This is a genomic window from Nocardia sp. NPDC051911, from assembly GCF_040681035.1.
GTDB classification, from domain to species: Bacteria; Actinomycetota; Actinomycetes; order Mycobacteriales; family Mycobacteriaceae; genus Nocardia; species Nocardia sichangensis.
This window is the reverse complement of record NZ_JBFAXY010000022.1, coordinates 69043-91722: the sequence shown is the minus strand read 5'-3', so window position 1 is coordinate 91722 and position 22680 is coordinate 69043. Positions and strand designations below refer to the sequence as shown.

The 22680-nt window shown below is 65.6% G+C and carries 22 protein-coding genes and 1 pseudogene; 10 read left to right on the top strand and 13 right to left on the bottom strand.

All coding sequences use genetic code 11. The features are described 5' to 3' along the window. Positions 1-3: 3 nt before the first annotated feature. Together AB0L97_RS25345 and AB0L97_RS25340 are read left to right on the top strand one after the other, a co-directional pair. On the top strand, positions 4-546 hold the full coding sequence (locus AB0L97_RS25345) for a hypothetical protein (protein WP_364433878.1): 543 nt from the start codon (positions 4-6) through the stop codon (positions 544-546). Between the two features lie 993 nt (positions 547-1539). Further along, positions 1540-1743 (top strand): hypothetical protein, encoded by a 204-nt coding sequence (locus tag AB0L97_RS25340; protein WP_364433875.1) that lies wholly within the window; start codon positions 1540-1542, stop codon positions 1741-1743. Between the two features lie 111 nt (positions 1744-1854). Here AB0L97_RS25340 and AB0L97_RS25335 read toward each other — a convergent pair whose 3' ends face one another. The 7 genes and pseudogenes from AB0L97_RS25335 to AB0L97_RS25305 all read right to left on the bottom strand — a co-directional run bounded on the left by AB0L97_RS25335 (position 1855) and on the right by AB0L97_RS25305 (position 7920). After that, on the bottom strand, positions 1855-3756 hold the full coding sequence (locus AB0L97_RS25335) for a WD40 repeat domain-containing protein (protein ID WP_364433987.1): 1902 nt from the start codon (positions 3754-3756) through the stop codon (positions 1855-1857). A 540-nt stretch (positions 3757-4296) separates the two neighbouring features. After that, positions 4297-4611 (bottom strand): annotated as a pseudogene (locus AB0L97_RS25330) (toll/interleukin-1 receptor domain-containing protein); the annotation flags it as partial. 338 nt (positions 4612-4949) lie between these two features. Next, positions 4950-5111 carry a hypothetical protein gene (locus tag AB0L97_RS25325; protein WP_364433872.1) on the bottom strand — a complete coding sequence of 54 codons (162 nt, stop codon included), beginning with the start codon at positions 5109-5111 and terminating at the stop codon, positions 4950-4952. A 50-nt stretch (positions 5112-5161) separates the two neighbouring features. Beyond that, positions 5162-5731 (bottom strand): hypothetical protein, encoded by a 570-nt coding sequence (locus AB0L97_RS25320; RefSeq protein ID WP_364433869.1) that lies wholly within the window; start codon positions 5729-5731, stop codon positions 5162-5164. A gap of 27 nt (positions 5732-5758) precedes the next feature. Beyond that, positions 5759-6106, bottom strand: a complete 348-nt coding sequence (locus AB0L97_RS25315; RefSeq protein ID WP_364433866.1) for a DoxX family protein — start codon at positions 6104-6106, stop codon at positions 5759-5761. Positions 6107-6115: 9 nt separating this feature from the next. Next, the gene (locus AB0L97_RS25310) at positions 6116-6976 is read right to left on the bottom strand and encodes a fumarylacetoacetate hydrolase family protein (protein ID WP_364433862.1); all 861 of its coding nucleotides are present in this window, start codon (positions 6974-6976) and stop codon (positions 6116-6118) included. 77 nt (positions 6977-7053) lie between these two features. Then, complete coding sequence (locus AB0L97_RS25305; RefSeq protein ID WP_364433859.1) at positions 7054-7920, bottom strand: alpha/beta hydrolase; 867 nt, start codon at positions 7918-7920, stop codon at positions 7054-7056. Positions 7921-8013: 93 nt separating this feature from the next. Here AB0L97_RS25305 and AB0L97_RS25300 point away from each other — a divergent pair, with 93 nt between their 5' ends. Together AB0L97_RS25300 and AB0L97_RS25295 are read left to right on the top strand one after the other, a co-directional pair. Further along, on the top strand, positions 8014-8661 hold the full coding sequence (locus tag AB0L97_RS25300; protein WP_364433856.1) for a TetR/AcrR family transcriptional regulator: 648 nt from the start codon (positions 8014-8016) through the stop codon (positions 8659-8661). A 14-nt stretch (positions 8662-8675) separates the two neighbouring features. Continuing rightward, on the top strand, positions 8676-9314 hold the full coding sequence (locus tag AB0L97_RS25295; protein WP_364433853.1) for a polysaccharide deacetylase family protein: 639 nt from the start codon (positions 8676-8678) through the stop codon (positions 9312-9314). Between the two features lie 91 nt (positions 9315-9405). Here AB0L97_RS25295 and AB0L97_RS25290 read toward each other — a convergent pair whose 3' ends face one another. Then, on the bottom strand, positions 9406-9645 hold the full coding sequence (locus tag AB0L97_RS25290; RefSeq protein WP_364433850.1) for a hypothetical protein: 240 nt from the start codon (positions 9643-9645) through the stop codon (positions 9406-9408). 196 nt (positions 9646-9841) lie between these two features. On the opposite strand from AB0L97_RS25290, the gene AB0L97_RS25285 reads away from it, so the two are divergent. After that, a complete protein-coding gene (locus AB0L97_RS25285; RefSeq protein WP_364433847.1) occupies positions 9842-10309 on the top strand; it encodes a hypothetical protein in 468 nt (155 codons plus the stop codon). A 14-nt stretch (positions 10310-10323) separates the two neighbouring features. Beyond that, the gene (locus AB0L97_RS25280) at positions 10324-10473 is read left to right on the top strand and encodes a hypothetical protein (protein WP_364433844.1); all 150 of its coding nucleotides are present in this window, start codon (positions 10324-10326) and stop codon (positions 10471-10473) included. Positions 10474-10627: 154 nt separating this feature from the next. On the opposite strand, the gene AB0L97_RS25275 is transcribed toward AB0L97_RS25280, so the two are convergent. Next, on the bottom strand, positions 10628-11305 hold the full coding sequence (locus AB0L97_RS25275) for a TetR/AcrR family transcriptional regulator (protein ID WP_364433841.1): 678 nt from the start codon (positions 11303-11305) through the stop codon (positions 10628-10630). 113 nt (positions 11306-11418) lie between these two features. On the opposite strand from AB0L97_RS25275, the gene AB0L97_RS25270 reads away from it, so the two are divergent. Continuing rightward, positions 11419-13008 (top strand): MFS transporter, encoded by a 1590-nt coding sequence (locus AB0L97_RS25270; RefSeq protein WP_355074338.1) that lies wholly within the window; start codon positions 11419-11421, stop codon positions 13006-13008. Beyond that, on the top strand, positions 12977-13441 hold the full coding sequence (locus tag AB0L97_RS25265) for a transposase (RefSeq protein WP_364433837.1): 465 nt from the start codon (positions 12977-12979) through the stop codon (positions 13439-13441). The genes AB0L97_RS25270 and AB0L97_RS25265 overlap by 32 nt, the downstream gene beginning before the upstream one ends. Positions 13442-13543: 102 nt before the next feature. Here the strand turns inward: AB0L97_RS25265 and AB0L97_RS25260 are convergent, their stop codons facing one another. The 4 genes from AB0L97_RS25260 to AB0L97_RS25245 form a co-directional block, all read right to left on the bottom strand. After that, positions 13544-14779 carry an FxsB family cyclophane-forming radical SAM/SPASM peptide maturase gene (locus AB0L97_RS25260; protein ID WP_364433834.1) on the bottom strand — a complete coding sequence of 412 codons (1236 nt, stop codon included), beginning with the start codon at positions 14777-14779 and terminating at the stop codon, positions 13544-13546. Between the two features lie 22 nt (positions 14780-14801). Beyond that, positions 14802-16595 carry an HEXXH motif domain-containing protein gene (locus AB0L97_RS25255; RefSeq protein ID WP_364433831.1) on the bottom strand — a complete coding sequence of 598 codons (1794 nt, stop codon included), beginning with the start codon at positions 16593-16595 and terminating at the stop codon, positions 14802-14804. A gap of 16 nt (positions 16596-16611) precedes the next feature. After that, positions 16612-17850: an FxsB family cyclophane-forming radical SAM/SPASM peptide maturase gene (locus AB0L97_RS25250; protein WP_355074332.1), complete on the bottom strand. Its 1239-nt coding sequence runs from the start codon at positions 17848-17850 to the stop codon at positions 16612-16614. A gap of 67 nt (positions 17851-17917) precedes the next feature. Continuing rightward, on the bottom strand, positions 17918-18070 hold the full coding sequence (locus AB0L97_RS25245) for a hypothetical protein (RefSeq protein WP_354957206.1): 153 nt from the start codon (positions 18068-18070) through the stop codon (positions 17918-17920). A gap of 1468 nt (positions 18071-19538) precedes the next feature. On the opposite strand from AB0L97_RS25245, the gene AB0L97_RS25240 reads away from it, so the two are divergent. Then, a complete protein-coding gene (locus tag AB0L97_RS25240) occupies positions 19539-21329 on the top strand; it encodes an HEXXH motif domain-containing protein (protein ID WP_364433826.1) in 1791 nt (596 codons plus the stop codon). After that, entirely contained in the window at positions 21322-22560 is a 1239-nt protein-coding gene (locus tag AB0L97_RS25235) for an MFS transporter (protein WP_364433823.1), read from the top strand. The genes AB0L97_RS25240 and AB0L97_RS25235 overlap by 8 nt, the downstream gene beginning before the upstream one ends. Positions 22561-22680: the final 120 nt, after the last annotated feature.

Sequence of the window (22680 nt, the reverse complement as noted above, 5' to 3'; positions counted from 1 at the left end):
CCGATGTTCCGCTATGTGCTGGCCAAACTCGGCCAAGCGGTGTTCGTGGTGTGGGGCGCGTACACCGTGACGTTCGTGCTGCTTTACGACGCGGTGGATCTGTTGTTCGACCCCACCCAGGGTGACCTCGTCACCGAGCAGGACAAGCAGAACGCGAGGGAGTACTACGGACTCGACCACGATCTGCTCGGCCAATACCTGAACCGGCTGTTCGCGGCCGCCCGCGGTGACTTCGGGGCATCCACCCGCACCGGCGAGCAGGTGTGGCCGCTGATCGTGTCGGTGCTGCCGCAGACCGCGCTGCTCGCCGCCTGCGCGCTGGTCCTGGCGGTGCTGCTGGCGCTCGCGGTCACGTTGATCTCCGCCTACACGCGCGTGCGGTGGCTGAGCGGCCTGTTCGCCGCGCTGCCCGCGGCGGGTGTGTCGGTGCCGGTGTTCCTGGTGGGATCGGCGATCCTGCAGGTGTTTTCGTTCCAGAGCCGGGCTGGCGAACGTGCAACCGGAAAAACAATTCGATTCCCTGGGTGTAGGCGCGTGCACCGCTGAGCGCGATCGCGATGTCGTCGGTGCGCACGAGTGCAGCATCAATGCCCACGGTCACGGGAAGCTCGTTCGACGGTCTCGTACGCCTCCGAAAGCCGGACGCCTGTTGCCCAGTGGCGGAGAGCCTTTCGTCCAATGATGCCTCCTTCGTCTTATCGCCCGTTTCGGTGCAGGCGCGTATCAGGCAACGGTAGCGTTCCCCTCCGACAGCCTTGGTAGCGCTGGCTCTACGCAATGGGGCTTTCTGACATAAGCGGCGGGGCCAGAACTGCCCGGCGTTCAGCCGCCGGAATGGTCGTGTGCGGAAACCAGCCGACTACACGTGGTGGTTGCACTGGTCCAGTACGGCCGCATGGTCTCCACCGGAAGAGCATCCTCATCGAGCCTCGGAATCCGCTCTGTGTCAGGTTCTGGCTCATCTCTCCGATCAGGTGTTTCGTGGTCGGGGTGGTTACCCGCAGCGGGCGCCGATCGGCAAGCACCAAAGCCCGTAGTACAGGGCCAGCTCGATGCTGCTTGTTCTGGTCTATGAACCGCATTCGGTCCTCCGAGTCCATCGGCAGGCTTGGGCACGCGACGACCGAGTGCCCTGGCGGACGCATCGCGGCCTTTGGCGATGAGGTGGACGAACCGGGCGAGATAGGTTTGAGGGCGCGGCCGCCCACTGCGCTCGTCGTGCGAGCCGGTCCGATCACCAGGCTCCGGCCGCGTACACGATGCCACCACGCCGATCGAGGTGTACCGGAGGCGCCTCCAGCAAGTTTGGCAGCAATGACCTTCAGAATCGATGCGTGTCTGCGGTATTCGGCTCAGCACGTCTAGCGTGTGCTGGTGAGTCGCAGCTGGTCGCAGTGAGTTTCTGGTGTGGAGGCCTTTGGTTACCGGGTGCCGAGACGAGGGGGCCGGCCGTTTACAGCGGCGCGGTGGTGCTATTCGGTGAAGGACACGACATAGTGCCTCGACAACGGCTTCGACAACACGATCAAGGAGGTTCACGTGGCCGAGAAGAGCTACCGCTCCGCCGATACCGGCGAATACGTGAGCGAGGAGACCGCAGCGGAGAACCCGAAGACCACCCTCGGTGAGGATGAGCCTGACGACGGGGACAACCGGCGCGACCGCTCAGCAATTACTGGACATTTCGTCAAGCCTGACACCAGCCGCCGTCACCCCGACACCACCGTGACCGAGAACGGATGACGCATCGAGTCGCGCCACCGTTCGAGGCGGCGGCCAGTCCGGCATTCGATGGGAACTGCTCCGCGACAACGGCGGTTCGGTGTTTTTCGGTCACCCGGTGTTCGGGCGTGTTCAGCAGGGCGGCCGATAGGGACGGCCGTGTAGGTAGAGTCCCCAGTCGCCTTCCCAGAGCGGCCCGCTGACCTGCGCGCAGATGCGGGGGATGAGTTCGTCTGGCGTGGTGTCCCACGATATAGGTGGGTGATCGTCGTATTGGGCGTGCACCCGTCCGCGCTCGTCGAACCGAAGCGCGCGCAGGTGGACGGACAGCTCGGCGGGTAGGGACCAGGCGAACAGTTCCTGCGGTGCGGAGCGGTCGCGCAGGTCGAACAGTCGAACCGAACGATTGTCGCCCACTGCCAGCACGGTCGCGTCCGAGGACAGGCCAATGGCATACGTCGAGAGACCTGACGGGCTGCCGATGGATGCGGTCAGCCGCGCCTTGTCCGGATGTGTCAGATCGAATACCCGTATTCGGCCGTCCTCGTCGCCGAATACAAGCACACGACCGTCGCGGCTGAGGGTCGTCGCGGAGACCCGGTTCTTCTTGTCCGGGTACGTGGCGACGATCCGGGGAGTTCGCGGGTCGGTGGCGTCTACGATCGACATGCTGCCGTCGCCACCGGCGATGAGAATCAAACCCCGTTCGACGGCCTCCACCCGGCTTATTCGGAACTCGCTGTCGAGCGTGCCCAAGGGCACCGTATGGGTTCTGTCACCGACATCGAAGATCTCGAGTCCGTCGGGTACGCCAATCGCCAGTTCGGTACCTGTTGGGTCGAACGACAGCGCTGCACTGAGCCCGGTCATACTGTTGCGTATGTTCACGGTCCCGACTTGCACCGGGGCAGCCGGATCGCCTACATCCCAGAGGAACACGGAGGTGTCGTAGCCGCCGACGGCCAACGTGCGCCCATCAGGGCTGAACGCCAGTGCCACGCCGGTAGCAACAGGCAGGACGGCGGTCACCACTGGTCGGTCGACATCGACGAGATCCCGGAGCACCACCTCTTGGCTGCTGCCGGATGCCAGCAGCCGTCCGTCCGGACGCACCGCGATCGCGGCGGCCTGGTCCGTCAGATCGGTGAGCGCGGGGCCGTAAAGACGCCAGGTACGGACCCGCCCGCCGAAGGAAGCGGTCACGACATCGCGGCCGTCGGCGGTGAAAACGGCCCCTGACACCATGTTCACGCCGTCGTCCAGAACCTTCTCGATATGAATCCTCGCCAGGTCCGCGGTGTTCCACAATCTGGCGCTGTCGCGGCTCGCGGTGACCAAGTGGTGACCATCGCGACTGAAGACCGCAGTGCATACAGGACTCTCGTGCTTCTTCACTATCGCAGGGGCGGCAGGACCCGCGAAATTCCATACCGCCACCCGGCCGTCGTTACCGCCAGCCACCAGGGACCGTCCATCCGGTCCGAAATCCGCGACGCACACTCCTTCCGGACGGCCTGACAGAACCGCGCCCGGCGCCGGGGAGAGGGGGTCGGCCACGTTCCACAGGCGGATCGCGCCGTCGGGAGCTTCGACGGCCAGCATGCGCCCATCCGGGCTGAAGGGTATCGACAGAACACCGGATACACCGTCGGTGATGCTGCCGGCCCGGCTCGGATGCGCGGGATCAGCGATCGACCATAGGTCAACCCGCCAGCCCTCGCGCCGGATCTGCCCGCCGACCGCCAATGTGCGGCCGTCTGGACTGAATCGAAGTGATACGACAGGCGGGCCGACGAACTGCGCGACAGCAATTGGGTCGGCCGGATTCGTAATGTCCCACAGACCAACGGTGCCGTCGAGACTGCCGGTGGCCAGCAGCCGGCCGTCCGGGCTGAAAGTCACCGAATAGGTGAATCGAAGGGCCAGCCTGCTCAACGCGTTGGACCTGTCCGCAGCGGTCAGATCCCACAGTGTGACGGTTTGTGACTCGCCTGCGGTAGCCAGCAGCATCCGGCCGGAATTGATCGCCGCCACGGAATCGGTGAAACCGAGGTAGGTCTCCCGTGGGGTGGCGACCGCGGCCAGCAGTCCGGACCACGCTTGGGAGGTCGGCGCGTACCGGTAGGCCAGAATGTTCAACTGCCTGGCGAGGTTCTGCTGCGTCGGTCGAACCCCCGCGGCATCCGCCGCGAGCCGACGCGAAAGCGCAATATCGCCCTGGTTTCTGGCTTCCAGCAGCTGCTGTCCCGCGAAGACCACAGCCACTACCGTCGCCACGGTCGAAAAAACGACGATGACGAGGGCCGCTCGGCGCAGCCTCAACCCTCTGCGATCCGCACTGTCGAGGTCGTCCGGGCTCCTGTCGTGCACGGGTGCGGCCAGTTTGCCTATCGCGGACCGAAATGGACTGTTGCGCAACGTGAGCCGACGGGAATCGAGGTCGCGCAGGTCGACCCACAGCGGCTCACCGCGGAACCATCCGTCGAGCTGCGGTGGTAGCGCCGTGGTGCGCGATCGATCGAAGTCGCCGAGCCGCTCGTCCCAGTGGATCTCACCGGCGGCTACGACTATCAGGAATTTCTCCGGCGTGCCGATCTGCTTCCAGAACTCCACCTCCCGCCGCACCCCCGTGGACGCGGCGGCCTGCGGGGAGGCCAGCAGAATGAAGAACTCGGACTTCCGGATCGCGAGTTCGAGGGTGGCCCACAGGTCTGCGTTCGCGGGCAGACTCGTGTCGTCTCGGAATACCCGCAACGCACGTAATGTGTACCAGCGCCGGGCCAAACGGTGCAGACCCTGCTGTACCGCGGTCGCAACCACCCGGTCTTCGCCGTGGCTGTAGGAAATGAACGCGTTGTAGTCGTATTGTCTGCTCCGCGAATCGGCCACCGCACCAGCATGGCGCACCCAAACCCGTGCCGGTGCCAAAGACTGCTGAAAGCCCCTACACCGGCTTCACGGGCAACGTCGGTCGAAGCGCAGAAGCAATCCGATGGAACAGCATCTCGGAACTGATTATCGGCGAATGACGCGGCAAATCGGCCACTGAGTCGTAGCTGTTGAATCCGCGCAGGTAGTTGTAGATCATCGCTCGCGATACGCCGATCAGTTTTCGGGACCGAGGAGACGGTCTCCTCCGCCTGGCACGGGCCTGGTGGATCTGTTCGGCGGTAATCGCCGGTGGTGTGACGAGGTGTTGCCGGTGGGTCCGTGCGGCGGGCCAAGCCCTACTCGGTGCCGTCGATGATCAGCTCGCGGATGAATTCGGCCAGCGCGGCGAAGGAGTGGAAGACCAGGCGCCCGCCGGAGATAAGGTCCTGCAGCGATCTGCCGAACCGACTGAAGAGCAGGGTGGTGATGCTGCCGGGGATGCGTCGGGTTCGGGTCAATTTGTGCATCACGGGTCCGGTCGATGCAGGCGGTGTGGACAGGGCCGGCGTCAGCTGGCCTTCTCGACGAAGGCCGAGCTCCAGGCCGTATCTCCGCTGTGGGCTTGCTCGCGGGCCCAAGTGAAGTGGTGGCGGGCCGAGGCCAGCAGCAGTGGCCCCGCGGCTAGGCCGGCGGCCGCGAACTTCAGGTTCTCGCGGCGGGTTTCGACGAGGATGCTGCCCAGGCCGCCGGCGAACCACGTCCACAGGACGATGTTGTAGGCGGGTAGCTGGTTAGGGTGCAGGCCCTCGGCTTCGTCCAGCCAGGGGAGGAACCCGTACCGCAGCGACCACGGCCAGTCGGTGAAGTGGACCAGAACCGAGGCCACGGCGATCCCGGCGTTGAATGCCAGCGCGGGCCCATCATCGGGTCGATTGCGGAAGGCTTTGCGCCACATCAGTACTGGCGTCAACGACCATAGGACGTTGGTGGCGCGGCGGCCGAGCTCGGGTTCGAGGAAGACACCGACTCCGGCCCAGCGCTCGAAGGCGTTGTGCCCGAAACCTCCGAGGGTGGCCAGCGCGTTGAACAGCGGCGGGCGCGGACGCGCGGTGTTGTCGCGGCGGGTGAACAGTGACATGAGGGTTCTCCTATCGGGCGGCGATCGTCAGGACGTCGCGATGAGCGTCACCAGCGCCACACTGGCGACGAAGGTGACAACAGCAGGTAGATACGCGCTGGCCTGGTCGTGGGCCAAGCGGTGGTAGATCAGCGCCGCAACCATCAGTGTGGCGGCGGCCGTGGCCGCAACGGCGCCGAGCGGGGGCACCACCACTCCGATCGCCAAAGCAGCGGCGAGGGCGAGTTCGAACAGACCCAGCAGCCGGAATCGATGCACCGGAATGGCGAAATGTTCGGCGTCGGTGCGTGATCGGCTGGTCGCGAGGGCCTTGCTGGCACCGGTGACGATGAAAAGGAGCACCAGCATTGCGGTGATGATGGTCGCGAGGGACATGGTGGCCTCCTACTCGGCCGTGCAGGTGTTGCGTAGTTCGCCGAGCCCTTCGATAACCGAGCGGATGGTGGTCCCCGGGGTCAGGAAGCGGGCCGGGCTACGTGAGTAGCCGACGCCCTCGGGCGTTCCGGTGAAGATCAGATCGCCCGGCAGCAGTTCACACACTGAGGACAGGTAGCTGACCAGCGATGCGACGTCGAACATCATCTGGCTGGTTCGCGCGGATTGCACGACCTCGGTGTCGAGCACGGTTTCGATGGCCAGGTCGGTGAGGTCCGGAATCTCGTCGATGGTGGTCAGCCAGGGTCCGATGGGGCTGAATCCCCTGTAACTCTTGGCGAGGCTGAATTGCGGTGGGCTGCCGGCCATCTGCGCGGTCCGTTCGGAGATGTCCTGGCCCACGCAGAGCCCGGCGAGGTGATCGAGCGCGGAGACGGCGGGGATGTCGCGGCCACCGCGGCCGATCACCGCGACGAGTTCGACTTCCCAGTCACAGGTGTCGGTCGGCAGCGCGATGTCGTCGGCCGGACCGGTGATCGAGGAGGTGAACTTCGTGAACACCAGCGGTTGGGTCGGCACGGCCAGACCGGTCTCGGCGCTGTGTCCGGCGTAGTTCAGTCCGACGGCGAAGATCTGGTATGGGCGGACAACCGGTGGCCCGAGGCGTTCGAGTTGGGCGAGCAGATCGGCGCGAGTCAGGCTCGCATCGGCTTTCGGACGTGTGGTGTCGAACCACACACGGATCCGGTCGAGGTTCGCGATCGCGTGGTCGAGGTCGCTGGGCAGCGCGCCGCCGGAGGCGTGAGCGATGTCGATGACGCCGTCGTCGGTGACGATGGTGGCCCGGCCGTCGAGGTTGGCGAGTCTCATTGTGGGTGTGCTGCTTTCGATCTGATCGGCGTTGCAGAAGCGCGCGGATAGAGCCTGCCGACATGTGCCGGTGATGCTCAGTGCCGGGCGGTGCCGGCGTGAGGAGTGCGCGCGGCGTCGAGGGTGTCGAGCCGGTCGCGGCACCATGTGGCGACGACGTCGGCATATTCGCTGGTATGGAACAACATCAGCTGGTGGACGCCGTCGGGCTGGATGTAGAAGTCGACCGGTCCACTGGTCGCGTCGACGACCGCCTGCGCGACCGGGCCGGGGAATATAGGGTCCTTCGCTCCGACGGCGTAGAGGATGGGTTTGGTGTTCTCAGCCAACGGCACCGCAGGGTCGTAGCGCAGGATCGACGCCCACGAAGCCAGGTCGTAGGACCAGGTGTTCAACGGGTCACGGCGCTTTTGCGCGCCGGCGCCGCGAAAGCCGTAGTCCTGGTCGAAGTCGATGAAGCGATCGATGTCGAACCGCAGCGCGGCACCGAAGTGGGCGACCATCTGATCGAACACCGGTGAGCGGAAGGGGTTATCGGGTGGGATGAGGGGCGAGGAGGGGATGACGAATCCCATCAGGATCGCCCCGGAGTACGCCTCCGACGCGGCGTATGCACTATAGGCCGCGGCGGTGCCCAGCGACGAGCCCTTGATGAATACCGGCAGCCCGGTGGCGGCACGGATGTGGTCGGTGACCTCCAGGGCTGCGTCCACCCATTCCGCGAGGGTGAACTGCCCGGCAGGGCGGTCGGTGCACGAGCGCCCGTGCCCGGGTGCGTCCATGGTCCATACCTCGGCGCCCAGCCTCGCGTAGTGCGCCCCGAATCGGTCGTAGATCCCTCCGTGGCCTCCTGTCCCGTGCTGCACCAACAGCACGTGATCGGCATCCGGGCCCGGATATCGGTAGGCGAATGTGTCGCCGACTATGTGGTCTTCTCGCTTCATTGCGGACCTCCATCGCGTCATGACATTAAATTGATGTTCATCAATTAAGCATAGATGTTGATGATCGTCAATATCCTGGCTAGTGTTGACCGCATGACCAGCAAGCCACGTAGGGGCCGCCCGCCGGCAGATCTGTCACCGGCGTCGCTGACCAACATCTTGTCCGCGGCGCTGGACGTCTTCGCCGCGTACGGATTCGACGGCACCTCGGTGGCCGCGCTGAATCGGGAACTGGGGGTCAGTCACAACCTGATCCATCAGCGCTTCGGGTCCAAGGAGGGGCTGTGGGTCGCCACCGTCGATTGGGCCTTCGGGGAAATCGACAAGCGTATGACCTTGGACGCGCAGTTGGCCGCCACCGATCTGCTGGGTGCCGTGCGGGAGACTATCGTGCGTTTCCTGTGCCTGCACGCCTCCCACCCGCAGGTGCTGAGGTTGGTCTCGGTCGAAGCGGCCACCGACAGCCCCCGGCTGGCCTACCTGGTTCAAACCCACGTCGAGCCGCTCTACAACCGCCTGACCGGCCCGCTGAAGATCCTGGTCGACCGGGGCGTGCTCACCACCGCCGACATCCGCAGCCTGCATTTTCTCGTCGCGCACGGAGGAACCGCCCCGTTCAGCCTGGTGCCCTTCGCCATAAAACTCGACCCACTCGATCCGCTGGCCCCGCAGGCCATCCGCGCGCACGCGGAGTTCGTCGCCGACATGGCGGTAGCGGGCTTGCGCGCCCGCGGTGCCTGAACACGAGGAGCCCGATGAAGGTCACGCTGAGCTTCGACAACGGCCCCACCGAAACCACGGGCGAAGTACTCGACACCCTCGCCGAGCGAGGGATCCTGGCCAGCTTCTTCGTCGTGGGCGCCGAATTGGAGAAACCGGGCCGGCGCGCCCTGACCGAACGGGCCGCCGCTGAAGGGCACTGGGTCGGCAATCACACCATGACCCACTCGATCCAGTTCGGCGACTGCGACGACCCGACCCTTCCCGCGCGCGAGATCGGCCAGGCGCAAGCACTGCTGGGGTCACTCGCCCACCCGGACAAGCTGTTTCGTCCCTACGGCGGCGGAGGCATCCTCGATCGGCGGCTGCTGAATCCGGCCGCGATCACCTATCTTCGAGCGAACGACTACACCTGCGTGCTGTGGAACAACGTCCCGCACGACTGGGATCGACCCGACGACTGGGTGTCACAGTGCCTGGCCGAAATTCATGCACGACCATGGAGCCTGGTCGTTCTGCACGACCTCCCCTCCGGGGCGATGCGGCATCTCCCGGCATTCCTGGACGAACTCGATGCGCGCGGCGTAGACCTTGTCCAAGAATTCCCCGAGGCCACCGTGCCGATCTACCGCGGAGCCCAACGCGAATCCCTCGCCGATCTCAGCGTTTCCTGAGGCACTCGGCTGCGCCAACCGTGCCCCGCGGTGGCCACTCCGACACGAATCCAGACACGGCAAACTGCACAGGAATACCGCCGGACAAAACTCATCCGGCAGCCGAGGCAACGCGCCAACCACCGCACCCCGCCAGTCGGCCATGCCCCTCCACCTCGAACGGTTCGTTGTTCTGCAGCCAATAGACGGTGGCCTCGTCGAGCGCGCCGATACTCGACCGCATCATCATCCGCAGGGCGAGGTTTTCAGGATCGAGTCCGAGTAGCGCGGTCCACGTCTCGATGGCCCGCCAACGCCCGGCTTCGAAGGGACCTGATCTCGATCTCCCCACAGCGGCATCCTCGGCACCGGCAGGTGGCCGGTTCGGCGGTAGAGATCGTGGCGGCCGCCCAGCGGAAAGTCGGCGATAGTGGCAGCCGGCGCGTAGACCGAGCCTTCGAATTGGTAGCACTCCCGCGCCGTCGCGGTGAGTGCCGCGGGCTGCTGCGGATCGCGCACGTCGGCTGGCCAAGTTCACCGGCCTGACGATGACCGAAGGCGGAGAACTGGGTAACCGCCTGCGTAACCTCATCGCACCGCGACTGCGCGTCGTGCCCGGCCTCACCGGCATGGTCACCAGCGGAGAGTCCCCGCCCCTCCGCCGTTCCTCGCTGGTGGAGGCGCCGCGGATGCGTAGAGGTCTGACCGGCCGGCTCGTCCCGAACGACCGCTTGGCCGATGGGCGGCGCGTGGACGACGTCGTTATAGGGCGATACGCCATCATCACCACGGCCGAATTATCGCCAGGTGATCAGGCGATCGTGAAACAACGCGGCGGTGTCGTGCTGCGCCCCGAGCCGCATACGGATCTGTACCGCTGGATTCGCCGCGGCCACGTGAGCGCGCTCCGGGTCCGGCCGGACGGCATCGTGCAGAGCTGCCGGGGAAGCCTGCCTGCTCTGTGCGCGTCGCTCCCGCGGTTCGCGCCGAGTATTCCGCGGACACGTGCGAGCTGAACGTCGCGGCCAAGGTGACCGAGCAGCAGGTGACCGGCCAGATCGAGCAGGTGATGTCCGGACTGAAGGGGTTGTCACAGGTCGCCGCCATCGTGGATCCATACAACTGTGGTCAAGGGCTCGCCGAGCGTCGTCCGATCACGCTTTCGTCATCCTCGAAGTAGCCACCGGTTTCCACGGCCTCGCGCCGCACTCTGATCAGTGCCCGATGCCGCTCGTTGCGCCGAAACCTTGCTCGGTGTCTAGCGCATCGGCGGCGATATCGACCCGTTCGATTCGCGATCCAGCCGTGCGGTGATTTCGGGGTCGGTCGATGCTCTACCGCACGTCATCGGCGACATCAGGCGCCGATGACGAGTGAGCGTTCTCCAAACCGGCTGCGATGACGGCGATTTCGCCCGCCTGTCCCGGTGGCACGCCGAGTGCGACCAGGCAGGCGCGGGCAGCCGCCACGTCGGGGTCGGCCTCGGTCCAGCTTCCGTCGGTGCGCGCCTCGAGCAGTGCCAGAACCAGCCCGGCGAGCGCGCGGGACAGCGCTTGGGCGGGGAGGTGATCGGAGTACACGCCGAGCTGCTGGCCGTGGCGCAGCATGGCCGCGCCGTGCTCGTGCACAGGCGCCAGCCGCTCCTCGATCCGCGCGCCCAGGTTCGTCTCGGTCAGCTTGAACAGCAGGCGGTATTTGTCGCCGACCCGCCAGAGGGCGATCGTGCACCGGGCCGAGGTCACCGTCACCGGCTCGTCCGGGTCGAGCGAGCGCAGCGTGTGTGCGATGTCCTCTGACGCCAGGTCGAGGAGGCCGTCGATCAGTGCCTCCCTGGTCGGGAAGTGGCCGTAGAGAGTTCTGCGCACGACGCCTGCGGCCGAGGCGATCTCCTCCATGCTCGCCGCGGGATTGCGGGCCAGTTCGGCTGCCGCGATATCGAGGATCCGCTTCCGATTGGCCCGCGCTCGTGTGCCCGGGGTCGTCGAGGAAGTCGTGCTCCTGGTCGCTGTCATGTGAGTCCCTTCACGTCGAAGCCTTCCACAGTTGCGCATCGTTGTGCAAATTCTATACATTGCACAGCAATGTGCAAATGCACAATGGTGTGCAGATAGTGAGAGGAACGGATGTGTCTCTGCTAGTCACCTCACCGGTGGAACCGGGTGCCGTATACAGCCGCCGCTGGGCCGCGCTCGCCGTGTTGTGCCTGAGCGTGCTGATCGGCGTCATGACGAATACGTCGCTGATCGTGGCCGCTCCCGATATGACCCTCGACCTAGGTTTGTCCAGCCAGGACCTGCAGTGGGTCGTCGACGCCTACACCATCCCGTATGCCGCCTTGATGCTGCTCATGGGTGCGATCGGCGACAAGTACAGCCGCCGCGGCATGCTGATCCTGGGTCTGGCCGTCTTCGCGGCCGGCGCGGTGCTGGGCTCGACCGTCGACAGCGCCGACTGGGTGATCGCCGCGCGGGCGATCATGGGGACCGGTGCGGCGATGATCATGCCCGCGACGTTGTCTTTGCTCGTGGCGACCTTCCCGAAGCGGGAACGCGCCGTGGCCATCACGATCTGGACCGCTACCACCGGCCTCGCGATCGCGGTCGGTCCGTTGGTAGCGGGCTGGCTGCTCACCGACCACGGCTGGGCGTCGACCTTCCTGATCAACGTTCCCATCGCGGTCATATCGATAGTCGCGGCGCTGATAGTGGTCCCGCCGTCGCGGGCGCACACGACACAGCGATTGGACCTCATGGGCGGCGCACTGTCGGTCGTTGCGGTCGCGGCGCTGGTGTACATGATCATCGAAGGTCCGCGCAACGGCTGGCACACCTCCGCGGTGCTCGCCGGTGTGGTGGCCGCTTTCGCCGCGGCGGGGTTCATCGCCTGGGAACTGCGGCATCCCAACCCGATGCTCGATATCCGCAAATTCCGCGATCGTGCGTTCGCGGGTGCGAATCTCGCTGTGCTGCTGTTCTTCCTGGCCGCATTCGGCGCGATCTACTACGTCACGCAGCATCTGCAGTTCGTGCTCGGATACGACGCCCTCGCCACCGGCGTGCGGCTGCTGCCGCTGGCGGGCGCGGTCTTCGTCGGCTCGGCGATCACCGGCGTGCTGACGCCGCGCCTCGGGCTTCGGGCGATGGTGGTGGCGGGCATGCTGCTCGGCATCCTCGCCTTGGCGGCGTTGACCCAGGTCGACGCCGAGTCCGGCTACTCGGCGTTCGCCGGGCCACTGGTGCTGATGGGCCTGGCTATCGGACTGAGTGTCTCCCCGGCCACCGACACGATCATGGATGCCTTCCCGGAACGGCTGCTCGGCGTGGGTGGCGCGGTGAACGACACCTCGGTGGAACTGGGCGGCACGCTCGGCATCGCGATCCTCGGCTCACTTCTCGGCACCGCCTACGGCGACGAGATCGCACCGATCGTCACCGGCCGCATGCCCGCGGAAGCCGCCGGCGCGGTACAGGACTCCATCGGCGGCGCGCTCGTTGTGGCCCAGCGGCTCGACGAAGCCGGGATGCACCAACAGGCAGCCCAGTTGGTGTCCGCCGCCGATGCCGCCTTCGCCCACGCCGTGTCACACACCAGCCTGATCGCGGCGATCGTGCTGGCGGTCGGCACCCTCGCCGTCGCCGCACTGCTGCCCGGCGGGCGCAAGAAGGGGTCCGTCGCCGCTTCGAGTGCGGTCAAGGAAGAGATCACGGTCGGCTGACGCGGTCTGCGCTCCAACCGCACAGCGTGGGCACGCAGATGCGTGCCCACGCTTGCGCTGTCGGTGGAGAGGGCGTCTCTGTAATCGGTTCTCACAGCTGTCGGGGATTCATGTGTCGATCTCCGATCCGGCGACGTGGAACGACCTCAGGTCGGGTGCCGGTGACCAGGATGGTGGCGGTGAAGTGCGGCGATCAGCGTGTCCGGCGAACCCCAGCCCCGGTTGGTGCCGTCCAGCGCTTCGGCTCGGTCGGGTCGGGTGGTCCGACGCGTTGGATTGGCTGTCGTCGGGCACGAGCAGCGCATCGCGATGTGTCACAGATGAAGGTCGTCGGGTTGCCGACGTCGCCCGCGCCCCAGGAGTCACCGAGGCCACCCTGTACCGCTGGAAGCGGCAGGCCCTGGTCGACCGTGGTCGCGCACCCAGCGGATGAGCGTATCCGTGGGTGTGACCGGCGCGGTTTCCAGACGTTCGGCAAGGTCTGCGTGACGCTCGCACCCAGCCTCCGACGATGATCCATGCGCCCTGGCAGTGGTCACCCGTGGAGTGCCGTGGCGACGTCGGCGCGCATTCGCGATTCGATGTGGCGAATCAATTTGGCCAGGTCGGCGCAATACACCGAGGGATTACGGAAGCCGTCGCCCGCACGGTATCGCGTGACGTAGTGACCACCACCGCACACGGTGTGTATCGAGCAGGCGCGGCAGGTGTCGCTGAGCGCGTCCGCGCCGATCTGGCGCGCCACGATCTCGGGTACCAGCATCGCCTGGTCGAGCGGATTGCGTTGGCCGGAAGGCAGTTTGGTCGCACCCGAGAAGGTCGCCTTCAAGTCGTCGATCTGCGCTACACTTCCGTCGGTTTCGATCACCGCTATGCGGGTGGGGCCGAGGCCCCATACCTCTGATTCCACGGTCCCGCCCAGTATCAGGTCCATGATGTTCTCGAACATTCGGATCCGCGTGTCCAATTGCGGCGCGCCATACCAGCGGTCGAAGATCGGGATCAGCCAGTCCGCATACGGAGTGGCTCCGGGATCTGCGGATAACCCAGGCGGCGGCGTCGTCCAATTGCCCAGTGGAATCTCGAAATTGACTTTCGGGGGCTGAAACGCGAGTAATCCTTCGTAGGCCTGCAAGGGGTCGTTTGCGAGGTCGATGACGCAGAGCAGACCGTTGAGCAGATGCCGCCGATCGCCGATCCTCAATTTCTCGAGGGCGGCAGCCACCCGGGAGTAGCTGCCCGCGCCGCGGCGGTCCCGGCGATGGCGGTCGTGACTGCGCTCATCGCCGTCGAGACTGACGGTGATGCCGATGTCCCAGTCGTCGCAGATCCTCAGGAACTCGTCGTCGAGCAGCACGCCGTTGGTCTGCAGAGCGAGGTTGACAGCGGTAATCGGCTCCAGCGCCGCCCGCGCCTGCGATGCGAAATACTCGAGATCGGCATGACCCGCCATGAGCGGTTCGCCGCCGAAGAAGACGAGACTCACCGCGGGTGGGCCGAACCTGCGAACGTGATCGGCGATTGTTCGCAGCGCGTCGTCGAAAACCTCCCGGCGCATCGCCTTCGGCTGCTCCCGCCAACTCTGGTCGGCCATTTCGTAGATGTAGCAGTAATCGCACGCCAGATTGCATCGACTGTGAATCTTGAGGAGAAACTCCGTAAACGGAAGCGGCTCGAATCCGTTGCGCTGCAATTCGGCCACGTCGAGTCCCGTCTCGGGCCATGACTTCCGCACTGTGGGCAGCCCCAGTGCCACCGATGTCGGTTCCATTGTGTGCTCTCGATTCCTGGTTTCAGATATCGGTGCGTGGGCGGTCGGACAACCACCGCACCAGCTCGACGACGTCGGTCTCGGTGCCGTCGGACAGCAGCCGCTGGTACAGGCGCGCCGCCACCTCGGCCCGATCGTTGAGAACGCCGAAGTCGGTGTCGGGAAACAGTTCCGGCAGGCTCGAGGCCAGACCAGCCCAGAGCTGCGGGAGCAGCGGGTCGACGCGCAGATCCAGGGCGTACAACTCGACGGCCTCGGCAGGCTCGCCGGCCAGGTAGGCGCGAGTGCCGCGGGGCAGTTCCGCGGGCGCGACGCTCGAAGCGGCGGCCGGGTCGTGCATCCTCAGCCGTACCGGAATATGCAGATCGCGGTGGCGATCCGGGATCGTCTCCTGATCCACGTACCGTATGGACGGCAGTTCCGCGGGAGGTTCCGCTCGCGCGACCCACAGCTCCGCCAGCTCGGCCAGCTCGGCGTCGTCGGATGTACGATTGCGCACCTGCCAAGAAGTGCGATGTGCCACCAGAATCTCGGCCACCGCGTCGCGAGCCTCCGCCGGCACGTCCTCGTCGGCCCACGGCCGGACGCCTGCGGTCAGCGCGCTCAGGAACTCCTCTCCACTCTCGGTCAGCAGGCCAGAACCGGATGCCTGCTCCATCGCGGTCGCCAGTTGTGTACGCCCGCGCTCGAATTCGATATGCGCACGCATCGATCGGTGGCAATCGGCATGCCGGTGTACCCGCCAGAAGTCGGTGACCCCGAAGAAGGCGTAGATCCCGTGCAGCAGACCGAGGATCGGCCGTGGATCATCGCGCCACGGCGCGTAGAAGCGACACGTCGGGTCGGGATCCACGATCAGCACCTGATCGGCGAGCATGGCGAGTTTGCTGTGCTGGATTTCGTGAATCAGCGACACCGCCATTTCGCAGGAGTCCTTCGGGGCTGTGGTGTACACACAGCCGGTCCCGCTGAAGGCGGTGTGGCCGACGGTCGCCGCCACCGGTCGCGCGGTGAGCGGCGTCAGTAGCCGCAGGCAGGCACGCATCGGCGTCAGATAGCCGGGGAAGTCTCGTTGCAGGACGTGCCAGGCCTGCGCGAAATCCTCTCGCCAAGTGCGGAATTCGTCGGTCGTCAGCCGCGGTGCCGTACCCGAGGGCAGGTCGCGGAACGGGTCGAGATCATCGAGGACGACCTCCGGTTCGCCGTTTCCGCCGTGCAACCGCCGCAGCGGCAGCCACGCCGGGTCGGACTCGTCGGCAGGCGACGCCACCGAGATCGGGGCGCTGCCGTCAGCGACGATGCGTATCGCGCCATCCCCCCAGTTCAGCATGCAGTGGCCGTAGTCGCCCGCGGATCCAACCCGCGCCATCCCGATCCCGGGCAGCATGACTTCGCCGTTGCGTACGACAACCCGCATCGATCCGCTGGGCAGATTGGTGACCACGGCGGCCGCCGCCAACCAGCCGAGGTAGCCGCAGTCGGCCCACAACGGAGTTGGTTCCCGATCGTCCGAGCCGTTGCGCAAGCGCTGGAGCACGCGGCCGAGCCACACCCCGGTGTGCGGGTAGGCCAGCAGTGCCTCGACCGCGCCAGGATGTGACTCCTCCAGCTCGGTCAGGACCCGATAGGCATCGGAAAGGCCGGCGGCGTCGTCGATTTTCGGGTGGTGAGCGGTGACTTCGGTGATGAGCGCGCGTAGTAGTACGAGTCGTATGGTCAGCATGTCCGAAGTCATCCGGACGACGGCTGCCTCCGTGCCGTAACCGGTGAACAGCTCGGCCGCTGCATGGTCGATACCGATGGTCGGGGCGGACATGGTTGCACTCCTGTCGTCAGTGATCTGCGGCGGCGGCGAGGTCGGTGCGGACCCGCGCTCCGATGTGGTGGATCAGCTTCGTCAGGTCCGCGCAATACACGGAGGGATTGCGGAAGCCGTTATCGGCGCGATACCGGTGCACGTAGTGCCCGCCGCCGCAGACGCTGTGGATCGAACATGCCCGGCAGGTTTCACTCAGGGCATCCGCGCCGATCTGACGAGCGACGATCGCGGGTTCCAGCAGTGCGAGGTCGAGCGGATTGCCCACGTTCGCGGTGCGCAACTTGGTGGCCCCAGCGAAGGCCGACTTCAACTCGTCGACCTGCTCCAGAGTGCCGTCGGTTTCGATCACGGCCAGCTGTATGGGGGCCAGCCCGAGTAATTCGGATGTCACGGAGCCGCCCAGCAGCAGGTCGATGATGTCGTCGAAGATCCTGACCCGGGTCTCCAGCTCCGGAGCCCGGAACCAGCGATCGAACACCGAAATGAGCCAGTCGGCGTAGGGGGTAGCGGTGTGGTCGGCGGTCCGCGCCGGTGGTGGCGTCGTCCAAGTGCCGTGCGGAAGCAGAAAATCGACCGCCGGGGGTCGACAGGCCAGCAACGCTTCGTAGGTCCGCACCGGGTCGTTGGCCACATCGATGGTGCAGAGCAGGCCGGCGAACAGGTGCCGGTTCTCGTCCGCAGTCAGTTGCGTGATCCCGGCCGCGACGCGCGTGTAGCTCCCGGCGCCCCGCCGATCCCGGCGATGCCTGTCGTTACCGCTCTCGTCGCCGTCGAGGCTGACTCCTACGCGAACATTCCAGCGCGCGCAGATGCGCAAGAACTCCAGGTCGAGCAGCACGCCATTGGTCTGCACGCCCAGCCGCACCTCGGTGATCGGCTCCAGTGATTCGCGAGCCGACCGGGCGAAGTATTCGAGATCGCGATGTCCGACCAGCAGCGGTTCGCCACCGTGGAACACAAGATCCACCGCGGGCAGCTGGAAGCGGCGAGCATGATCGGCGATCATCTGAAGGGCCTCGTCGAAAACCCTGCGGCTCATGGTCTTCGGTTGATCGCGCCAGCTCTGATCGGCCATCTCGTAGACGTAGCAGTAGTCGCAGGCCAGGTTGCAACGGCTGTGGATCTTGACAACGAATTCCGTGAACGGCAGCGGCTCCCAGCCACGGCGGCGCAGTCCTTCGACATCCAATCCAATTGCGGGCCAGGACGTTTGCACCACGGGTACGCCCAACGGCACCGGGCCGGACTCCATATTCGCTCCCTCGAGCTGCGGGAACGGCCACGGGCGCGCTGCTACCGAATCGCCCGTGGCCGCGTGATCACTTGGTGGGGTTGATGAACGACTTGAATCCGCCGGGGGCCCTGTCCTGCGAACCCTTGGCGTAGCGCTCGAGGGCGGCTCGCATGGCCGGAGTGCAGTGGGTGGCCAGCTCTTCCGTGTTGAGCGCCGCGAGTTCATCGAGTCTTCCCATTTACGGGACCTCCTTTTCTGTATTCCCGTAACGGCGCGGCAAATTGCCAGGCGTTGCAAGAATTGATCGGCTCGACAATGCCGACAAGTGAAACGGGATATCTATCAATGGGCGACGGTTGTCGTCCCGAGAATGATCTTAATCGCGCGGAACGTACGATCGCTCACGCCTGTCCCCGTTGTTGGGAAGGACATCTCGCACTCGCGCAACAGCTATTCACGGTGATGGGCGAGTGCGAGGTCGTATGGAGCTCAGATTTGCAGGGGGCCGTTGGGTCAGCTCTTGATGTCGCTTTCAACTCGAACCCGCTTCGCTGCAAAGATGCGTGCAAGCGTGAACCGGCCCAGTTCGACAGAAAGTCGCATACCGCCCATTACGGACAATTCGCCAACTGGCGGCAATTCCTGCCGAATGCCGGCGCAGCGGCACGGTGTGCAGGTTGATGGGTAGCCGTCAATTCTGTGGGGCCAAGTCCGCGAGTGCGCCCCCGATCATCTCGCGCAACCAAATCCGCCGGTTCCACCTCGAAGGTCGCGGTCTGCTCCATGGCGCTGCACAACTTTCGTGTCACCGTGGCCAAGGCGGCTCCGAAAGTCGCCGATAACACCGAAATGGCAACCGACGCGGCCGTCACAGTGACGTAACTCGCCGCCATGGCGGGCAAGGTCTGCCAACTCCGCGACCTTGGCCGTCACGGTCGCACTCGCCGCGATGTCCAGCGCCTTCGCCACGCCCGGTTCGGGTCCGCCATATGCGGGCGTCTATGCCGCGACCAACTGCTCGTGCGAATGTCCTGGTAGACCCCACCCATATCCTTGATCGCACCGGTCACCGTGCCGCAGCCGGATCCCTTCCCTTGGATCAGGGCACTCGCTGCCGTGCCGCGTTCGCCGATGCTCTCCAGATACTCCCGATTCCCAACCATGGGAGTTTCGATTGTCAGGAATCCCATTGTCTTGCAATAGACTTCAGCCAACGGGGCCGATGGCATGTCGTCCAGCGAAGGTAATCTCCCAGAACGGTCGATTATCCGACTGCGCGATCGGCAATTTCACTGTCCGTACACGGGAGTGAAAGAAGGAGGTATCTCGTGGAGCATCTTGCCGTACCCGCCCGACAGGAGCGGCGCAGTTGATGGTAAGTAGTCCCGCGATATAGAGATTGACCACGGGTGGTCTGGTGCAATGCTACCCGTGGTCGTTCACGCAGGTGGACGGAGCAAGAGATGGCGCCGTTGCCTGTATCGATAGGACATTTCCGGGAGCAACCCTTCTGGTCCGCGGCGGGATTGGATGCGACCCGGCTACCTTGGAAACCGGCGTGCGATTCTTCGGTGACATCATCGATCTTCTGCTCGGCGGACATCCGACATCGGAATTCGCTGGACTCACGCCCATTCGATTTGCCGTGATCTCGTGTCGGTACGGACTTCGACTCTGCCATTGACACCTAGCGACGGGACACCCATATGCCAACGACAGTCACCGGGATCGACGATGTCACGGCCAGCTCGAGTTCCGGATACGGAACCGAGCCTGCTATCGCGACGCTGACCGAAGGCGCGCTGTTGATGCGGCTGATCCTGCTGCGCACTCTCATCGCCGAAACCACGTCGCGGCCGGAAATTGCCGACGCCGCAGGACTTTCCCTTGCCTACCAGACGCTGGCCGAATTGCAACGATCCCATCCGGCCGAGGTCGCTACGCTGTTGTCGTACCCGCACGTCGGCCCGTGGCTCGCCCAGGTCCTGCAGCGCCTCCATGCCGAGCCCGACGACGCGCCGACCCCACTGTGGGCCGACTGTGGCTACCTGGGCTGGCTCGCCGCGGCAGGCGCCATCGCCTGTCTGCCCGAAGGTTCCATCAACCTCGTAGTGCGGAACGGCGTGGTGATGTTGCCCGGGATCGGCAGGGCCGAGCTCGGCCCTGCCGAGGACAACGGGCACTGCGAACTGCACTGGACACGGGACGGCGCGCTGCGCTTCACCCGGGGAACCAGCACAGTTCTGGTCCCGTCCCAGGATGACGAGTCCGATCCCGCCTGGCTGCCGCTGCGGCGATTGCGGGGGGCGGATGCGGAACGGGAGGTGTTCCTCGACGACCTGGACCCGTTCCGATACTTGCTGGACGGTCAGCAGCCACCCCGGCTCACGACCGCCCAAGCCGGCACATGGCAACAGGATTTCGCGGCGGCCTGGGAACTACTGCGCCGAGACTTCGACCGGTACCTCGTGCCGATGCGCAGTTGCTTGCAGTCTTTGGCGCCGCTGAGTGCACAACCACTCGCGGCGAGCACGAGCCACACCGCATTCAACGGAGTCGGCTGCGTCTACACCACGGCCCCCGCGGACCCATGCCAGCTGGCGCTCACGCTGATCCATGAGGTCCAGCACACGAAGTTCACGCTGCTGACCGATCAGATCGTGCTGTTCGATCCCGACTCGGTGTGCCGCTTCTACGCGCCGTGGCGCGACGACCCGCGTCCGATCATGGGCCTGCTGCACGGGATCTACGCATTCTTCGGAGTCACCGACTTCTGGCGAATACATCGTCACGCCGACTGCCACCGATCGATGGAAGCGAATGTCGATTTCGAATTGTGGCGTCTACAGGTGGAAGGTGCCGTGGCGCAGGCATCGACCTCGAGTCTGCTCACGGAGGCGGGTTCGCAATTCCTGAACGCGCTCAGCGCTGAAATGCGCCCGTGGGGAGAGGAGGATGTGCCCACGGCGGTCAGGGTCGCCGCGTCCGAGGTGGCGATAGCGCATCGGACGTTTTGGCAGGTGCGGAACCTGACACCGGACGTCGCCGGCATCGCCGAGCTGGCCGTGCGCTGGATCGCGCGGGCGCCACGGCCCGACGGCCTGCCGCCCGCGGATCAGGTGGACCAGAGCACCGTGCCGAACGATCATCGCCGCCTGCACCTTCCAGCGCAGCTGAAGCTGCTGGACCACGCCGCGGCCGAAGCTCTGTCGATCCCCGAGCAGCCGCGCGGCGACCGGGCCTATCTGGCGGGTGACATGGCCGCGGCGGTCGCGCTGTACACCGAGGAAGTGCGCGTCGACCCGCTCCGGCCACAGTTGTGGGCGGGCTTGGCGCTGGCGTTGCCGAAGCTCCACCCGGACGATGACTTCAGCGTTCTCGATGACAGGGCCGAGGTCGCCGCCCACCTGTGCCAGGTACTGCTGGCGGATGCCGAAGGTGTCGAGATCGTCGAGCTGGTGCGGTGGTTGTCGAGGTATCCGCGCACTCATGGGTAGATCGGGAATCCACGCCAACCGGAACTTCCTGCTGCTGTGGTCCGGAAACGCGACATCGCTGGTGGGCTTCCACGGCGTCCGAATCGCCTATCCGATGCTGGTTCTCGCGGTGACCGGCTCGCCCGCCGCGGCGGGATGGGTCGGTTTCGCGTTGAACCTGCCGAGTCTGATCTTCCAGATCCCTGCAGGCATCGTCGCGGACTATTCCAACCGGATCCGGACCCTGGTGATATGCCAGATCACCGGGTTGATCGCGGCCTGCCTGGCTGCCGGGGCGGTCGCTGCCGAGCTCTCGAGCCTCGCGCTGATAGTCGGTGTCACGGCGTTCATCGAGGGCAGTGTCTACGTCTTCGTCGGCCTCAGTGAGCTGGGCGCGATCCGCGACGTGGTGTCACACGCACAGCGACCCGCCGCGTTCTCGTTCCTCGAGGCCGAGCAACCGATCGCCATCCTGGTCGGACGAGCAGCAGGTGCGGCGGTCTACGGCGTGGCCCGCTGGCTGCCGTTCATCGCCGACGCCGTGTCGTATCTCTACTGCCTCGTCGCACTGTTGCTGATCCGTCCGGACTCGACAGCACCGCAGAAAGCCGCCGAGCCCGACCGTCATTCGGTCCGGCGTACGATCGCCGACGGCTTCCGTGTCGTTTGGACCGAACCTTTCCTGCGGACGTCGACGGCGATGATCGGACTGTCGAATATCGTCATTCAGCTCGTCTTGCTGCTGATATTGGTGGAACTGAAGAACGGCGGCGGTCCCGCGTGGACCGTCGGCGTGGTGCTCGGCGCCGCGGGCGTCGGCGGAGTACTGGGCGCCGCCGCGGCGGCACGGCTCACCACTCGCTTCCCTCCTCGGAATGTCTATCGGGGCGCGCTGTGGGCATGGACGGCGCTGCTCGTTCCAATGGCGCTCAGCGCCGATCCGTTTGTGCTGGCCGCGTGTTGGTGTGGCATCGGCGGCGTGGGGGTCGTCAGCAACGTCGCGTTGACGATATCCCGGCTCGATGTGATCCCCGAACAGACCCTCGGTCGCGCGGTCGCGACGATGGCACTGTTCTGCGACGGCGCGGTCGCGCTCGGCGCGCTCGGGGCGGGCTATCTGTTGTCCACAGTTGGCGCCGTCGCCACGCGATGGTTGGCACTCACGGCCATGTTCACACTCGCCGCATACGCAAGTACTCGCACCACCCGCTCTCGCGATCTACCGCTTGCGCTGACATCACCCGATTCCTGAGGCGCGAGCCTGCTCGTCCCAGTGGGGCAGCAGTGCCGCTCGGGCAGCGCGATCCATGATGAGATTCTGCTGTCTGCTCTCGATTTCTCGCCGAGCCGACCGCGCCGCCGACCAGCGAGG

What these genes read in the sequence shown, in the direction of transcription:
- AB0L97_RS25345 (WP_364433878.1), top strand. Translation starts at nt 4, where the DNA reads ATGTTCCGCTATGTGCTGGCCAAACTCGGCCAAGCGGTGTTCGTGGTG.
- AB0L97_RS25320 (WP_364433869.1), bottom strand. Translation starts at nt 5,731, where the DNA reads ATGTCACTGTTCACCCGCCGCGACAACACCGCGCGTCCGCGCCCGCCG.
- AB0L97_RS25315 (WP_364433866.1), bottom strand. Translation starts at nt 6,106, where the DNA reads ATGTCCCTCGCGACCATCATCACCGCAATGCTGGTGCTCCTTTTCATC.
- AB0L97_RS25310 (WP_364433862.1), bottom strand. Translation starts at nt 6,976, where the DNA reads ATGAGACTCGCCAACCTCGACGGCCGGGCCACCATCGTCACCGACGAC.
- AB0L97_RS25305 (WP_364433859.1), bottom strand. Translation starts at nt 7,920, where the DNA reads ATGAAGCGAGAAGACCACATAGTCGGCGACACATTCGCCTACCGATAT.
- AB0L97_RS25300 (WP_364433856.1), top strand. Translation starts at nt 8,014, where the DNA reads ATGACCAGCAAGCCACGTAGGGGCCGCCCGCCGGCAGATCTGTCACCG.
- AB0L97_RS25295 (WP_364433853.1), top strand. Translation starts at nt 8,676, where the DNA reads ATGAAGGTCACGCTGAGCTTCGACAACGGCCCCACCGAAACCACGGGC.
- AB0L97_RS25285 (WP_364433847.1), top strand. Translation starts at nt 9,842, where the DNA reads ATGACCGAAGGCGGAGAACTGGGTAACCGCCTGCGTAACCTCATCGCA.
- AB0L97_RS25275 (WP_364433841.1), bottom strand. Translation starts at nt 11,305, where the DNA reads ATGACAGCGACCAGGAGCACGACTTCCTCGACGACCCCGGGCACACGA.
- AB0L97_RS25260 (WP_364433834.1), bottom strand. Translation starts at nt 14,779, where the DNA reads ATGGAACCGACATCGGTGGCACTGGGGCTGCCCACAGTGCGGAAGTCA.
- AB0L97_RS25255 (WP_364433831.1), bottom strand. Translation starts at nt 16,595, where the DNA reads ATGTCCGCCCCGACCATCGGTATCGACCATGCAGCGGCCGAGCTGTTC.
- AB0L97_RS25250 (WP_355074332.1), bottom strand. Translation starts at nt 17,850, where the DNA reads ATGGAGTCCGGCCCGGTGCCGTTGGGCGTACCCGTGGTGCAAACGTCC.
- AB0L97_RS25245 (WP_354957206.1), bottom strand. Translation starts at nt 18,070, where the DNA reads ATGGGAAGACTCGATGAACTCGCGGCGCTCAACACGGAAGAGCTGGCC.
- AB0L97_RS25240 (WP_364433826.1), top strand. Translation starts at nt 19,539, where the DNA reads ATGCCAACGACAGTCACCGGGATCGACGATGTCACGGCCAGCTCGAGT.
- AB0L97_RS25235 (WP_364433823.1), top strand. Translation starts at nt 21,322, where the DNA reads ATGGGTAGATCGGGAATCCACGCCAACCGGAACTTCCTGCTGCTGTGG.